Below are 14,043 nucleotides of genomic sequence, written 5' to 3' on the forward strand. Positions count from 1 at the left end.
GGCCGGGTCGCCGCCCGGCCCGGCGGGGCGGGCGGGGGCGGCGGGACCCGGGCGGGCCGAGGCGACGACCGCCCACAGCACCCACACCACCGCCACCAGGGCGCGGATCCAGGCGGGGCTCAGCGGGATCCAGGGGATCATCAGGACGGCCTTGTCGAAAGCGTCGAGCAGGGTCAGGGCGCCCAGGAGCAGGGTGAGGCGGGCCAGCCAGGGGCGTGCGGGGCGCAGGGCCAGGCCGGTGCCGGTCCACCACAGGCCGAGCAGGAGCAGGGCGAGGGCGGGGACGGGGGTGTCCGTCAGGGACATCGTGGAGCCGGCCACGTCCAGGGCCAGGCCGGCCAGGCCCAGCATGGCGGCGGCGGTGCCCAGCCGGGAGCGGCGCAGGCGCCGCCCCCACAGCACCCCGCCGACCAGCAGCAGCACCGCCGCGACCGCCAGGGCGATCTGGGTCTCGACCCGCTCCAGGCCCCGGGCGCCGTACCAGTCGCAGCCGGCGGGGAGTTTGCGGGCCTGGACGTTGTAGTCGGCGCAGACGAGCAGCTGGGTGAGTTTGACGGGCTCGCCGACGAGGCGGGCCGAGGCGCCGCTGACCTCGCCGCGCGCCGTCCCGCACTGCGGGAGGGTGCCCGGGGTGGAGCCGTCGGGTCCGTCCTGCCAGCAGTTCCCGCGGCCCTGGCCGTCCCACCACACGTCGCTCCCGTTGGGCCGGGGGGCGCCGGACCTGTCCTTGCCGAGGACGTTGCCCGCGTAACGGTTGTGGTGGGAGGTGTCGGTCTGCTTGGACCACTTCTCCTCGCCGCGGATGAAGGCCGGGACCGCGCTGAGGAAGAACCCGGCGCGCCGGTGCCCGTAGACCCAGTTGTCCTCGTAGACGTTCCAGTTGCCTCCGGCGGTGATGATGCCGGTGCCCGGGGGCATGGAGATCTGCGGGCAGACCACGCCCTGCTCGTAGCCGCGTTCGGCCGGCGGCCTGGCGCAGGTGCCGTCGGCGATGTAGTGGTAGTAGTCGGCGTTGTTGTCGTGGATCAGGTTCCGTTCGAAGCGGGCGTGGTTCTGCGGCAGGCCCGGGTGGCCGGGGAAGGCGCTGTCCATCGAGGCGCCGCCCATGTTCTGGTCGAACTCGTTGTCGTGGACCCACACCGAGTCCCCGGCGGTGCCGGAGTAGCCGACCATGTTGTGGTGGCTGCGGCAGCCGGTGATCTCGATGGAGTAGCGGGGCACGTCGTAGCCGCGGCCGTCGTTGATGTTCGAGGCGCTGCCGGGGTAGATGCCGGAGTCGCCGTTGCCGTAGGACTCGCAGTCCTTGTAGAGGCCGTGGTCGCTGGCGAAGGTCAGGAAGCCGTACTCGTCGTTCCAGCGGGTCAGTACGTCGTCGATGGCGAAGCCGTCGGCGGCGAGCACGTAGAGGGAGTTGAAGGTGGTGCGCTGCGCGGTGAAGTTGCGGAAGTAGACGCCGTCGGACCGGTCGGCGCGGATGGCGTTCAGCTTCCGGTACTTGGCGTCGATGACGACGTCCGTGCGGGCGGCGCCGGTGCCCTCGATCTGCAGGTCCTTCTTGCCGAGGATCGCGACGAGGTTCTGGTTGTGGCGGCACCGCTCCTGCTGCTCGTAGGACAGGATCTGGTAGCCGAGCGCCGAGTCGGAGGCCTTGAGGTGCGCGCACTCCCCCGTCGGCTTGGGGAGGGAGGGCTCCTCCTCGTAGAGGCCGGGGAGGACCGCGATGTTCATCCCCGGCCGGTCGACGGCGTCGACGGCCTCCTGGAGGTGGCGGTACCCGCTCTTCTCGCAGCGCTCGTAGAGGGCGAGGTTGCGCTGCCGCAGCTGCTCGGGGAAGCCCGCGATCCGGCGTTCGAAGGCGACCCGGTCGGTCTTGCAGACCAGCAGGTCGGGCTCGGCGGCGCGGTACCGGGGCACGGATCCGGAGCCGTCGGGGAGGGTGACGGGGCGCTCCTCGTGCGCGCGGGCGGCGGGCGCGGCGGCGAGGAGGGACAGGAGCGCGAGGAGGGCGGCGAGGAGCGCCGCCGGCACGGCAGGGAACCTGCGGGTCCACGACATGCGCGAGAGAGTAGAGCAATGTTCATCTTTTGGGATCCCCCCGTGCGCGATCCCCCGGGATCCCCCCGGGATCCCCTCGCGCTCGCTTCCGGCGGACACCGGCCGGAAAGACGGCGTTGACGTCCGGGGCGCGGAATCCTACTGTCGACCATAGGATTCCTTCGACGGAGCGGGAGCAGCCCATGAGTGAGCAGGCCAGGAAGACGGCGCAGGCACTGGAGTACCTCACCGGCTTCGGCAACGAGCACAGCTCGGAGGCCGTTCCCGGCGCCCTCCCGCACGGCCGGAACTCCCCCCAGCGCGCCGCCCTCGGCCTCTACGCCGAGCAGCTCAGCGGCAGCGCCTTCACCGAGCCCCGCCGCCACAACCGCCGCTCCTGGCTCTACCGGATCCGCCCCTCCGCCGCGCACCCGGCCTTCACCCGGGTCGACAACGGCGCCCTGCGCACGGCCCCCTTCACCGAGACGGTCCCGGACCCCAACCGGCTGCGCTGGAACCCGCTGCCCGCCCCCGCGGCCGGCACCGACTTCCTGGACGGCCTGTGGACCCTGGGCGGCAACGGCGACGCCACCCAGCGCACCGGCATGGCCATCCACCTCTACTCCGTCAACGCCGACATGACCGACCGGGTGTTCAGCGACTCTGACGGCGAGCTGCTGATCGTGCCCGAGCGCGGCGGCCTGCTGCTGCGCACCGAGCTCGGCCTGCTCAGCGCCGGCCCCGGCGAGGTGGCGCTGATCCCGCGCGGCGTCCGCTTCCGCGTCGAGCTGCTGGACGGCGACGCCCGCGGCTACGTCTGCGAGAACTACGGCCAGCCCTTCGAGCTGCCCGACCTGGGCCCGATCGGCGCCAACGGCCTGGCCGCCGCCCGCGACTTCCGGGCGCCGGTGGCCGCGTACGAGGACAGCGAGCGGCCGACCGAGGTCGTCAACAAGTTCTGCGGCAACCTCTGGACCGCGACCTACGACCACTCCCCGCTCGACGTGGTCGCCTGGCACGGCACGCACGTCCCGTACGTGTACGACCTGCGCAAGTTCAACGTCATCGGGTCCATCAGCTACGACCACCCGGACCCGTCCATCTTCACGGTCCTGACCTCGCCCTCCGACACCCCGGGCCTGGCGGGCGTGGACTTCGTGGTCTTCGCCCCGCGCTGGCTGGTCGGCGAGGACACCTTCCGCCCGCCGTACTTCCACCGGAACGTGATGAGCGAGTACATGGGTCTGATCGAGGGGGCCTACGACGCCAAGGCCGAGGGCTTCGTCCCCGGCGGCGGCTCGCTGCACAACATGATGTCCGCGCACGGCCCGGACCGGGAGACCTTCGACAAGGCCAGCGCCGCCGAGCTGAAGCCGCAGAAGATCGACGACGGCCTGGCCTTCATGTTCGAGACCCGCTGGCCGATCACCGCCACCGCCCAGGCCGCCGGCGCGGACCACCTCCAGAGCCGGTACGACGACGTCTGGGAGGGTCTCGAACGCCACTTCCGCGCCTAGTATCTCCCCTGCCCCCGCACCGCTCCGCCTGGGAGAACCCCCCGTGACCGCCTTCGCCCCCGACTCCCTGGTACTGAACCGGAAGCTGCCGCTCTGGTACCAGGTGTCACAGTCGCTGCGCGCCTCGATACTCGGGCGCACCCCCGACGCCTCGCTGCGCCTGCCGACCGAGGAGCAGCTCGCCGAGCACTACGGGGTGAGCGTGCTGACGATGCGCCAGGCGCTCAAGGAGCTGGAGGGCGAGGGCCTCATCAGCCGGCACCGGCGGCGCGGCACGTTCATCGAGCCGGGCGCCCGCCGCAGCGCCCCGGTGCGGCTGCTCGGCTCGGTCGACGCGATCGTGGCCCAGCAGTCGGGCGAGCGGACGACGGTTCTCGGCCATGAGCGGACGGCGGTGTCCGGGGAGCTGCTGGAGCACTTCCCGGACCTGCCGGAGGTGGTCACGTACCGCCGCCTGAGGCGCGACGGCCAGAGCGGGGAGCCGACGAACTGGGCGGAAAACGCGGTACGCCCCGAGCTCGCCGACGCGGTGGACCTCGCCGACCTGGAGCGCTGGCCGATGACCAAGGTGCTGCGCGACGTCGTCGGCGTGCGGATCAGCCGGATCACGGACACCGTCGAGGCACGGCTCGCCGACCCGGAGACGGCCGAGCTGCTCCAGGTACCGCTGCTGAGCCCGATCCTGCACTACACGGGCGTGACCTACGGGGAGGACGGGCGGGTGGTCGACGTGGCCCGGATCCGGTACCGGGGCGACCGGTTCTCCTTCACGGTCACCGTCGACGCGCCCTGAGCAGGGTCCGGGCGCGCTACTTCTGCTGCTCGTTCTCCTCCGTGAGGCGCTCGCCCTCGGCCTGCGAGGGGGTGGTGCGCATCGTCTGCGGGTGGTGGCGCTGCTCCCGCTGCTTCTCGTCCATGTCCTCGTCGAGCCGCTCGCCCTCGGCCTGCGAGGGGGTCGAATACTCGTCGTACTGACTCATGGCCGACTCCTCGGTCGGTACGGATGCGTACGTACGTGACGGACGCGTACATAAGGAGCGTAACCCTTCGGCCAGGACACGGCCCGGCCCCGGCGGCCCGTCGCTACCATCTGCCGGGTGAGCGAAGACGTACCGCTGCTGGACGATCTGATGCCCTGGGCCGTGAGCGGCCTGCGCCTGGGCCGTGCCTGGGTCGCGGCCCCCGATCCGGCCACGCTGCGCGCCCGCTGGACGGCCCTGACCGGGGCCGAAGGGCCGGAGCGCGAGAGGCTGTTCCGCCCGAGCCGGGCCCGTACGCCGTCCGCCGGCGCGGCCGCCCTGCCCGGGCAGCGTTCGGCCACCGCCCGCTTCGCCGACGACCCCGGCCCCTTCCCGGAGCCCGTACGGGTGCTCCGCGCGCCCTTCGACGAGCAGTGGCTGCTGCCCGACCAGCGGCTCATCGACGCGGCCCGCCCCGAGCTGTGGCGGGTGCTCGACGGGCAGCAGCTGTTCGCGGTGGAGACCCCCGGCCTGCTGGTCACCGCCCACCTCCCGGCCGGCCGGCTCGGCCGGATCCGCCCGCTGCACCGGCGCCCGGGCGGCGCCGAACCCAACCTCGCGCCGGGCCTGCTGCCCCTGCTCGGCGACCGGTACGGCGGCTGGGTCACCCCGGAGGACGTGCTGTGCTGGATCCTCGCCGCGGGCCGCCCCGGGCCCCGGGGGTACGAGGTCCCGCTCGCCGCCGGCCCCGAGCGCTGGCGGGCCGGGCTGGAGCTGGGCCGGCGGCTGCTCACCGTGCAGCTGCGCGGGGCGCGCGGCGGGGAGCCGCCCCGGCTGCCCGGCGGGCGGCGGCCGTACGTCCGGGCGGCGGTGACGGCCTGGCCGCAGGAGCTCGCGTACGACCCGGAGACCGAGACGCTGACGGTCGGGGACGGGGTCGTCTCCCCCGTCCCGGCCGGGGCGTGGGAGTACGAGGCGCAGGGCGTTCGGGTGCTGGAGTCCTGGTTCGCCGCCCGGTGCGCGCACCGGGAGCCGGGGGTGCGGGGCCTGGAGGGTTTCGGGCCGGCCGAGTGGCCGCAGGCCTGGACCTCGGAGCTGCTCGCCCTGGTGACGACCCTGGCGCTGCTGGCCGATCTGGCCCCGGAGCGGGCGGTGTTCACGCCCGGGCCGCTGCTCCCGGCCGCCGAGCTGGAGGCCGCCGGGGTACTGCCGCCGCCGCGCTGGTGCCGCCGTCCCGCGTCGGTACTGGACCACCAGGAGGAGGGCCCGGGCGGCCAGTTCGCCCTGCTCTGAGCCCAGGGGGCCCGGCCTGGTCCGACAGTCCCTAAGCCCCCCAAGCCCCCAGCAGCCGGGACACCGCGCGGTCGAAGACGTCGGCCATCTCCAGTCCCGTCCCGGGGACCGGGTCGCCGGCGGTGAGGGCCGCCGCGAGGTGCGGGTACTGCCCCGTCGCCAGCCGCGAGCCGAGCCAGGCCGTGCGTACGCCCTGCTCGGCGGCCTCGCTCCAGGGCAGCGAGCGGGCCCGCTCGGCCATGGCCAGCTCCCCCGCCACGAAGGTGGCCACCGTGCCGTTGATCGCGGCGACCAGCTCCAGCTTCTCCGCGCCGGACGCCTCCAGCGGCTCCAGGCAGGCCAGGCTGTGCTCCAGGTACCGCAGGGCGTGCGGGCTGAAGCCGTAGACCGGGCTCAGCAGCCGGGGCAGCCAGGGGTGGCGGAGCATCAGGGCCCGGGTCTGGCGGGCCAGGGCGAGCAGGTCGGCCCGCCAGTCGCCGGTCGGCGGAGTCAGCTCGTACTCGGCGCTGACGGCGTCGACCATCAGCTCGTGCAGGTCCTCCTTGCGCGGGACGTAGTTGTACAGGGACATCGTCCCGGCCCCGACCCCGGCGGCCACGCGCCGCATCGAGACCGCCTCGATCCCCTCCGCGTCGGCGATCCGGACGGCCTCGGCCGCGATCGAGTCGCGGCTGTGCGCGGGCCGCGGGCCGCGGCCGGCCCGCGGCGGGCGGGCCCAGATCACTTCGGGTTCAGCGGGGCGCCCGCCGGCAGTCATCGGTCACATCACCTCGTCGTTTCGCGGCCCTCGCCCCCATCTTAGTTACGTACACCGTACGGAGTGAGGTAGGGTGCGGTGCATGACAACTACGTACGCTGTACTTAGTGAAGGTCTGGAGAAGCACTACGGCGAGGTCCGGGCACTGCGCGGACTGGACCTGGCTGTCCCGGAGGGCACCGTCTGCGGGCTGCTCGGCCCCAACGGCGCGGGCAAGACCACCGCCGTGCGGATCTTCACCAGCCTCACCACGCCCACCGCCGGCCGCGCGCTGGTCGCGGGCCACGACGTCACCCGCGACCCCGCCGCCGTGCGCCGCGCCATCGGGGTCACCGGCCAGTACGCCTCCGTCGACGGAGACCTGACGGGCCGTGAGAACCTCCGCCTCTTCGCCCGCCTCGCCGGACTGCGCGGACGCCCCGGCCGGGAGCGCGCCGACGGGCTGCTGGAGCGCTTCGGGCTGGCCGAGGCCGCGGACCGGGTCGCCTCGACCTGGTCGGGCGGTATGCAGCGGCGCCTGGATCTGGCCGCCGGGCTGATCACCCGCCCCCGCGTGCTGTTCCTCGACGAGCCCACCACCGGCCTGGATCCGGCGGCCCGCGAGCAGATCTGGACGGCGGTACGGTCCCTGGCCGACGAGGGCACCACCGTCCTGCTCACCACCCAGTACCTGGAGGAGGCCGACCGGCTCGCCGACGACGTGGCGGTGGTCGACCGGGGCCGGGCCGTCGCCACCGGCACCCCGGCCGGACTCAAGGCCCGCATCGGCGCCCGTGCCGAGGTCACCGTCGCCGCACCGCCCGCCCTCGCGGGCGCGGCCGTGGTGCTCGACCGGCTCACCGGCGGCCGGCCCGCCCTGGACGAGGAACGCCTCACCGTCGGCGTGACCGTGCTGGACGCCGCGCTCACCCTGCCCCGGATCATCCGCGAGCTCGACACCGCCGGGATCCCGGTGACCGACGCGAGCCTGCGCCCGCCCACCCTCGACGAGGTGTTCCTGCGCCTCACCCGGACCCCCTCCGCCACCGCCGAGCACGACGACAAGGAAAAGGAGAACGCGGCATGACCACCCTGCTGTCGGACGGCGGCGCCGTCCTCACCCGTCAGCTGCAGAAGGCCCGGCACGCCCCGGCCCTGCTGATCCTGACCCAGACCATGCCGGTCACGATGCTGCTGTTCTTCGGCTACGTCTTCGGCAGCGCGCTCGCGATGCCGGGCGCCGAGTACCGGGAGTTCCTGGTGCCCGGGCTGCTCGCCGCCACCGCCGCGAACGGCCTGATGACCGGCATGTTCACCGCCGCGCAGGACGCCCACCGCGGGGTGATGGACCGTTTCCGCACCCTCCCCATGAGCCGGACCGCCGTCCCGCTGGGGCAGACGGCCGCCGACCTGCTGACCACGGCGGTGTCGATGGTCCCGCTGATGCTGGTGGGGCTGGCGATGGGCTGGCGGGTGGAGAACGGGCTGCCCGGTGCGCTGGGAGCGCTCGGCGTCCTGCTGCTGTTCCGCTTCGCCGCCGCCTGGGCGGGCACGTACCTGGGGCTGGTGAGCCGCAGCGAGGAGGCCGCCGGCCAGCTGGGCAGCGCCACGTTCGTGCTGCCGATGCTATCCAGCGCCTACCTGCCGACGGCCGGTCTGCCCGGCTGGCTGCGCACGGTCGCGGAGTGGAACCCGATCAGCGCCGTCGCCACCGCCGTACGGGAGCTGTGCGGGAACGCGGGCGGCCGGGCCGCACCGGGGGCGGCCTGGCCGGCGGAGCATCCGGTGGCGGGGGCGGTGCTGTGGTCGCTGCTGCTCCTGGCCGTGTTCGTGCCGCTGGCCACGCGCAGGTTCGCCCGCGGCCAGGGCTGAAACCCGTCGGACGGGTGACAGACCCCGCTCCGACCCGGTAGGCAGACCCCATGGCTACCGAACCCCTCCCACTCGCCGGTCTCACCGTCGTCGCCGTCGAACAGGCCGTCTCCGCACCCTTCGCCACCCGCCAGCTCGCCGACCTCGGGGCCCGGGTGATCAAGGTGGAGCGGCCCGACGGCGGCGATTTCGCGCGCGCCTACGACACCGCCGCCCAGGGGCTCGCCTCCCACTTCGTCTGGGCCAACCGGGGCAAGGAGTCCCTCGCCCTGGACCTGAAGGACCCGCGCGGGTTGGAGGTGCTGCACGCCCTGCTGGAGGGCGCCGACGTGTTCGTCCAGAACCTCGCGCAGGGCGCCGCCGCCCGCCTCGGCCTCGACGCGGCCGCGCTGTGCGCCCGTTACCCGCGGCTGGTCGCCGTGGACGTCTCCGGTTACGGCGCCGAGGGCCCGTACGCCCACAAGCGCGCCTACGACATGCTCGTGCAGTGCGAGGCGGGGCTGGTCTCGGTGACCGGCACGCCCGAGCGGCCCGTGAAGGCGGGGATCCCGGCGGCCGACATCGCGGCGGCGATGTACGCCTTCTCCGGGGTCCTCGCGGCGCTGCTGCGGCGCGGGACCACCGGGCGCGGCGGGCCGGTGGAGATCTCGATGCTGGACGCGCTCGCCGAGTGGATGGGGCATCCGCTGCACCACACGATGCACGGCGGGGAGCAGCCCGTACGGACGGGCCTGGCGCACGCCGTGATCGCGCCGTACGACGCCTACGCGACGGCCGACGGGGACCGGGTGCTGCTGTCGGTGCAGAACGACCGCGAGTGGCGGCGGCTCGCCCGCGAGGTGCTGGAGCGGCCGGAGCTGGCCGAGGATCCGCGGTACGCGACCAACGCGGCCCGCACCCGGGGGCGGGAGGACACCGACGCGGTGGTGGCCGGGGTCCTCGGCAAGCTCGCGGCCGGGGAGGCCGTCGAGCGGCTGGAGGCGGCCGGGATCGCCTGCGCGCGGCTCAACTCGGTGGCGCAGCTGGCCGCGCACCCGCAGCTGGCGGCACGGGACCGCTGGCGGGAGGTGGAGACGCCGACGGGCCCGCTGCGGGCCCTGCTGCCGCCGATCGGGCTGCCGGGGGGCGCGGAGGCGCGGATGGGAGCGGTGCCCGCGCTCGGCGAACACACCGATTCCCTGCTGCGCGGCCTGGGGATGACGGACGCGCGGATCGCGGAACTGCGCGGGGACGGTGTGGTCGCCTGAGGCCGGGGCGCCGGGGTCCGGCGCAGGGTACGCCGGAGGACGCCGGGTGAAGGGGACGGGGCCGGGTGCAGCCGGACGGGGCCGGCTGCGCTACGGGGACGGTCGCTGGGGGACGGTTACGTGCGACGGCTGCCGAAGAGGGTGCGCCGCAGCCTGCGCAGCGGTGCGAACAGCGCGACGCGCGCGCTGCGGCTCCGCTGGACGTGTGTGTGGTCGCGCGAGGTGAGCTCGCGCATCAGCAGGGTCGCCTCGGCCACGTCGTGGCGCGGGGCGGCGGGTCCGCCCAGCACGGCGAGGTGGCGGTCGAGGCGCGAGCTGACCGCGCTGCTCCCGCAGGTGATGGCAGGCACGCGGGGCGGCCTGCTGCGCATCGTTATCTGTTCCATGTCTCTCCCCACCCGTACGAGGGCACCCGGCCCGGGCAGGGTAACCCTATCCCCTGCACAATGTCCTCGGGTATCCCGGTGGTGTGAATTACCCCTGTGAGTACGGGTAGTTGACGATTACTCAGCGCAGCTGACCGTCACTCTCCGTGCGAGATGCGGCACTTGGGAACACGCTGAGTGAGGAGTGCAGAGAGTGTCGTCACGACAGGGGCCGCCCGGGCCGCGCTGCGCTAACTTGGAGTGATCACCCGTTGACGCAGGGGGGTATCGCGTGAGTGGGAACGAAAGCGGGGAGCCCGGGCGTGTCATCGCCGGGCGGTACCGGCTGCTCGGTCCGCTGGGCCGCGGCGGCATGGGGGTCGTGTGGCGCGCCCGGGACGAGGTGCTGGCCCGGGAGGTGGCGGTCAAGGAGGTGCGGGCGCCCGCCGGGCTGGACGCGGCCGAGGTCGGGCGGTTGTACCGGCGGCTGGAGCGGGAGGCGTGGGCCGCGGCCAGGGTCTCGCACCGCGGGGTGGTCACGGTCTACGACGTGGCCGCCGAGGAGGGCCGGCCCTGGATCGTGATGGAGCTCGTGCGCGGGCTCTCCCTCGCGGAGGTGCTGGAGGCCGAGGGGCCGATGACCCCGCAGCGGACCGCGCACCTCGGCGAGCAGGTCCTGGCGGCGCTGCGCTCGGCGCACGAGGCGGGGGTGCTGCACCGGGACGTGAAGCCCGCCAACGTCCTGGTCGCCAACGACGGGCGGGTGGTGCTGAGCGACTTCGGGATCGCGAGCCTGGCGGGCTCCTCGCCCCTCACGATGCCCGGCGAGGTGATGGGTTCCCCCGAATTCCTCGCGCCGGAACGGGCGTTGGGGCGCGATCCCGGACCGGAGTCGGACCTGTGGTCGCTCGGGGTGATGCTCTACGTGGCCGTGGAGGGGGTCTCGCCCTTCCTGCGGGACACCCCGGTGGCCACCCTGGAGGCCGTGGTGGACGGGGAGTTGCCCCCGCCGCGCCGGGCCGGGCCGCTGGAGCCGGTGCTGGAGGGGCTGCTGCGCAAGGACCCGGCCGCGCGGCTGCCCGCAGCGGAGGCGGCCCGGATGCTGCGGATCATCGGCGCGGGCGGCGCCGTACGGGCCGCGGGCGGGCCGGTGTCGGACCCCGACGCGCCGACGGCGGTCGTGGCGGGGCCGTACGAGGGGGCTCCGGCCCCCGTGGCGCCTCCTCCGCCGCAGCCGTCGGGGCAGGGCGGGGCCGGGGTGGTGCTGATCGTCGGCATCGCGGTGCTGCTGGGGGTGGCGGCCCTGCTGGTCTGGCTGGTGGTGCGGGACACCGGGGGCGGGGACGGGGCGGGCGGGCCGACGGGGAGCCCGGCCGTCCCGGAGCGGCCCTCGGGGTCCGCGTCGGCTTCGGCTTCGGCTTCTGCGTCCCCGTCCGCGACCACGGGGCCCGCGCAGAACGTCACCCTGTACGTGCACACCCTGCGCGCCGCCTACGCCGGGAGCTGCCCGCCGCCGGGGACGGGCGCGCCCGCGTTCACCGGCACGATCGAGGTGGCCCTGACGCCCGCCGTGGTGGAGTACCGCTGGGCCAGGCTCGACGGGTCCACGGCGGGCACGCCGTGGCAGAGCATCACGTACGAGGCGGGCGGGGCGCGGACCCGTCAGCTGAACCACGACGAGCCCGTGGGGAAGGCGGGCGAGAACGTCCAGGACGCGGTACGGCTGGAGGTGCGCGCGCCGCAGCTGAAGACCTCGGCCTGGCTGGAGTTCTCCGTGGCCTGCGAGAAGGAGGCCCCGACGGGCGGGGCCTCCTCCCCGGCTCCTTCCGGCTCACCCACCGGGACTCCGGCACCGCCGCCGACGGCGGGGCCGAGCCCGGCGGTCAGCCCCTAGGCCTTGCCCGCGAACACGGGCAGGTAGCCGCTGGACTGTCCGGTGGCGGTGGGGTGGTACGACTCGCCGATGTTGGCCCAGTTGACGCTGTGCAGCCAGGCGTCGCCGGAGCAGATCTCGTGGCCGGTGAAGGCCCCGACGACCGAGGCGAAGGTGAACCCGTGGTCGGCGGCGCGTTTGGCGATGGCCGCGTTGAGGTAGTCGGCCGCGCCGTTGATGGCGGAGCGTTCGCCCTCGGTGAGGCCGGCGATGCAGCTGCCGTTCAGCTTGTAGAAGCGGGGATAGCCGAGCACGACCACCCTGGCGGACGGCGCGCGGCCGCTGATGGCGTCGTAGACCCGGTCGAGCTGGCCGGGGAGGGTGGAGTCGACGTAGGCCTTGGCCTGGTTGACGCGGTTGACGCAGGTGGACTCGGACTGGAGCACACAGGTCGTCATCACGTCGGAGAAACCGGCGTCGTTGCCTCCGATGGTGATGCTGACCAGGTCGGTGCCGGAGTTGAGGGGGCCGAGCTGGCCGGAGAGGACGTCACCGGTGCGGGCCCCCGAACAGGCGGTGAAGGAGAAGGTCTGCGGGGAATGGGCGGCGGCCCACAGGGCCGGGTAGGCACGGGGGGTGCGCTTGCAGTCGCCGCTGGCGCTGTCGTATCCCCCGGCGCCGACGCCGGAGGAGTACGAGTCGCCGAGGGCGACGTAGCCGAAGTCGGCCTGGGCGGCGGCGGACGCCTGGCCGGCGCCGAACAGGGCGGCGCCCGCGGCGAGTAAGAGGGAGGAGGTGAGGGCGGCGAAGCGGCGCGACAGTCTCATGCTCATGTGTGCGGCTCCTTGTGGGGGTTACTCCTCAGTCCGTGGTACAAGCAGCCGGGGATGGCCGGAAGTGTTCATGCCAAGAATTTTCGGGGCGGGTTGACGCCGGAATCTTCACGACCGATGTGTTTGAAGAGGGAACTTGGGCACCCGATCCGGCGAAACACGGGTGCGGGAGGGCAGTTCGTGCCGGATCATGGGCGCCATGCCAGCAGACCCGCATGACGCGCTGCCGATCCGGCTCCACGTAGACGACAGTGACTCACCGTCGGACGTCGTCGACGCGCTCTTCCTCGGCCGGTTCGCGACCGGTGAGCAGCCGTACGCTCAGAGCGTCACCATCGAGCGGGTGAAGGCGGAGGCGACGCTGCTGCCCCCGCAGGCCACCGTGCTCCGCTCGGCGCGCGACACCGACCGCAGCGCCACGCTCGCCGAGGGCGAGGGCTGGACGGTCCTGGTCTCGCGCTGGAGCCGGGGCGCGGACGTGACGGTCACCGCCGTGAGCGACGAGCTCGCGCAGCGGGTGCTCGGCCAGGCCACGGACGGGGCCCAGGACGAGCCCGAACCGCAGCCGGACAACGTCACGATGGGCTTCTGGTACGTCTCCCCGCGCCGGGGCCCCTACCGGACCACCCGGCAGATCTCCGCCGGCACCTGGGCGGAGGTGCGGCCGAACTACACGGCGCCGGTGGCGGCGGCGATGGACCGGCTGATGAAGGTCACCCCGGACGACATCGCGGGACGGCTGCTGCTGTTGCACGGGCCGCCGGGGACGGGGAAGACCTCCGCGCTGCGGACGCTGGCGCGGTCGTGGCGGGACTGGTGCCAGGTGGACTGCGTCCTGGACCCGGAGCGGCTGTTCAACGACGTGGGCTACCTGATGGACATCGCCATCGGCGAGGACGAGGGCACCGCGAAGGGACGCTGGCGGCTGCTGCTGCTGGAGGACTGCGACGAGCTGATCCGCGGCGAGGCGCGGCACACGGCGGGGCAGGCGCTGTCGCGGCTGCTGAACCTGACGGACGGGCTGCTGGGGCAGGGGCGGAACGTGCTGGTCGGGGTCACGACGAACGAGGACCTGGAGCGGCTCCACCCGGCGGTGGTCCGGCCGGGGCGGTGCCTGGCCCGCATCGAGGTCGGGCGGCTGACGCACCGTGAGGCGGTGGAGTGGCTCGGGACGGAGGAGGGGGTGTCCCGGGAGGGGGCGACGCTGGCGGAGCTCTTCGCCCTCCGGCGGGGGACGGGGCCGGCCGCCGTCCTCCCGGCGCAGCCGCAGTCCGAGGCGGGCCTGTACCTCTGACGCCGTGGCCGCTGCGCGGG

Annotated in this window: 13 protein-coding genes; 8 read left to right on the plus strand and 5 right to left on the minus strand. The window is 74.0% G+C overall.

Annotated features, from left to right (window positions below; all coding sequences use genetic code 11):
* Positions 1 to 2,055 (minus strand): right-handed parallel beta-helix repeat-containing protein (locus tag AB0F18_RS27240; RefSeq protein WP_362065127.1); only part of this gene is annotated, 2,055 nt, incomplete at its 3' end.
* A 182-nt stretch (positions 2,056 to 2,237) separates the two neighbouring features.
* Here AB0F18_RS27240 and hmgA point away from each other — a divergent pair.
* A complete protein-coding gene (gene hmgA / locus AB0F18_RS27245) occupies positions 2,238 to 3,551 on the plus strand; it encodes a homogentisate 1,2-dioxygenase (protein ID WP_362065130.1) in 1,314 nt (437 codons plus the stop codon).
* Between the two features lie 43 nt (positions 3,552 to 3,594).
* Positions 3,595 to 4,344, plus strand: coding sequence for a GntR family transcriptional regulator (locus AB0F18_RS27250; RefSeq protein WP_362065133.1), 750 nt, complete (start codon positions 3,595 to 3,597; stop codon positions 4,342 to 4,344).
* 16 nt (positions 4,345 to 4,360) lie between these two features.
* Here AB0F18_RS27250 and AB0F18_RS27255 read toward each other — a convergent pair whose 3' ends face one another.
* On the minus strand, positions 4,361 to 4,531 hold the full coding sequence (locus AB0F18_RS27255) for a hypothetical protein (RefSeq protein WP_362065136.1): 171 nt from the start codon (positions 4,529 to 4,531) through the stop codon (positions 4,361 to 4,363).
* Between the two features lie 150 nt (positions 4,532 to 4,681).
* On the opposite strand from AB0F18_RS27255, the gene AB0F18_RS27260 reads away from it, so the two are divergent.
* Complete coding sequence (locus tag AB0F18_RS27260; protein WP_362065192.1) at positions 4,682 to 5,803, plus strand: type ISP restriction/modification enzyme; 1,122 nt, start codon at positions 4,682 to 4,684, stop codon at positions 5,801 to 5,803.
* 31 nt (positions 5,804 to 5,834) lie between these two features.
* Here AB0F18_RS27260 and AB0F18_RS27265 read toward each other — a convergent pair whose 3' ends face one another.
* Positions 5,835 to 6,560 carry a TetR/AcrR family transcriptional regulator C-terminal domain-containing protein gene (locus AB0F18_RS27265; protein WP_362065139.1) on the minus strand — a complete coding sequence of 242 codons (726 nt, stop codon included), beginning with the start codon at positions 6,558 to 6,560 and terminating at the stop codon, positions 5,835 to 5,837.
* 82 nt (positions 6,561 to 6,642) lie between these two features.
* Between AB0F18_RS27265 and AB0F18_RS27270 the strand changes: the two genes are divergently transcribed.
* The 3 genes from AB0F18_RS27270 to AB0F18_RS27280 are packed head-to-tail and all read left to right on the plus strand — an operon-like array spanning position 6,643 to position 9,658.
* Positions 6,643 to 7,626 carry an ATP-binding cassette domain-containing protein gene (locus AB0F18_RS27270; RefSeq protein ID WP_362065142.1) on the plus strand — a complete coding sequence of 328 codons (984 nt, stop codon included), beginning with the start codon at positions 6,643 to 6,645 and terminating at the stop codon, positions 7,624 to 7,626.
* Positions 7,623 to 8,411, plus strand: coding sequence for an ABC transporter permease (locus AB0F18_RS27275; RefSeq protein ID WP_362065145.1), 789 nt, complete (start codon positions 7,623 to 7,625; stop codon positions 8,409 to 8,411). Before AB0F18_RS27270 ends, AB0F18_RS27275 begins: the two co-directional genes overlap by 4 nt.
* A gap of 50 nt (positions 8,412 to 8,461) precedes the next feature.
* Positions 8,462 to 9,658, plus strand: coding sequence for a CaiB/BaiF CoA-transferase family protein (locus AB0F18_RS27280; RefSeq protein ID WP_362065148.1), 1,197 nt, complete (start codon positions 8,462 to 8,464; stop codon positions 9,656 to 9,658).
* Positions 9,659 to 9,774: 116 nt separating this feature from the next.
* Here AB0F18_RS27280 and AB0F18_RS27285 read toward each other — a convergent pair whose 3' ends face one another.
* The gene (locus AB0F18_RS27285) at positions 9,775 to 10,044 is read right to left on the minus strand and encodes a hypothetical protein (RefSeq protein ID WP_362065150.1); all 270 of its coding nucleotides are present in this window, start codon (positions 10,042 to 10,044) and stop codon (positions 9,775 to 9,777) included.
* A gap of 271 nt (positions 10,045 to 10,315) precedes the next feature.
* Between AB0F18_RS27285 and AB0F18_RS27290 the strand changes: the two genes are divergently transcribed.
* The gene (locus tag AB0F18_RS27290; RefSeq protein ID WP_362065153.1) at positions 10,316 to 11,917 is read left to right on the plus strand and encodes a serine/threonine-protein kinase; all 1,602 of its coding nucleotides are present in this window, start codon (positions 10,316 to 10,318) and stop codon (positions 11,915 to 11,917) included.
* On the opposite strand, the gene AB0F18_RS27295 is transcribed toward AB0F18_RS27290, so the two are convergent.
* A complete protein-coding gene (locus AB0F18_RS27295; protein WP_362065195.1) occupies positions 11,914 to 12,723 on the minus strand; it encodes an SGNH/GDSL hydrolase family protein in 810 nt (269 codons plus the stop codon). The genes AB0F18_RS27290 and AB0F18_RS27295 overlap by 4 nt on opposite strands.
* A 205-nt stretch (positions 12,724 to 12,928) precedes the next feature.
* On the opposite strand from AB0F18_RS27295, the gene AB0F18_RS27300 reads away from it, so the two are divergent.
* Entirely contained in the window at positions 12,929 to 14,023 is a 1,095-nt protein-coding gene (locus AB0F18_RS27300; protein WP_362065156.1) for a DUF5925 domain-containing protein, read from the plus strand.
* Positions 14,024 to 14,043: the final 20 nt, after the last annotated feature.

The sequence above is a fragment of the Streptomyces sp. NPDC029216 genome (assembly GCF_040648015.1).
In the GTDB taxonomy this organism is placed as follows: Bacteria; Actinomycetota; Actinomycetes; order Streptomycetales; family Streptomycetaceae; genus Streptomyces.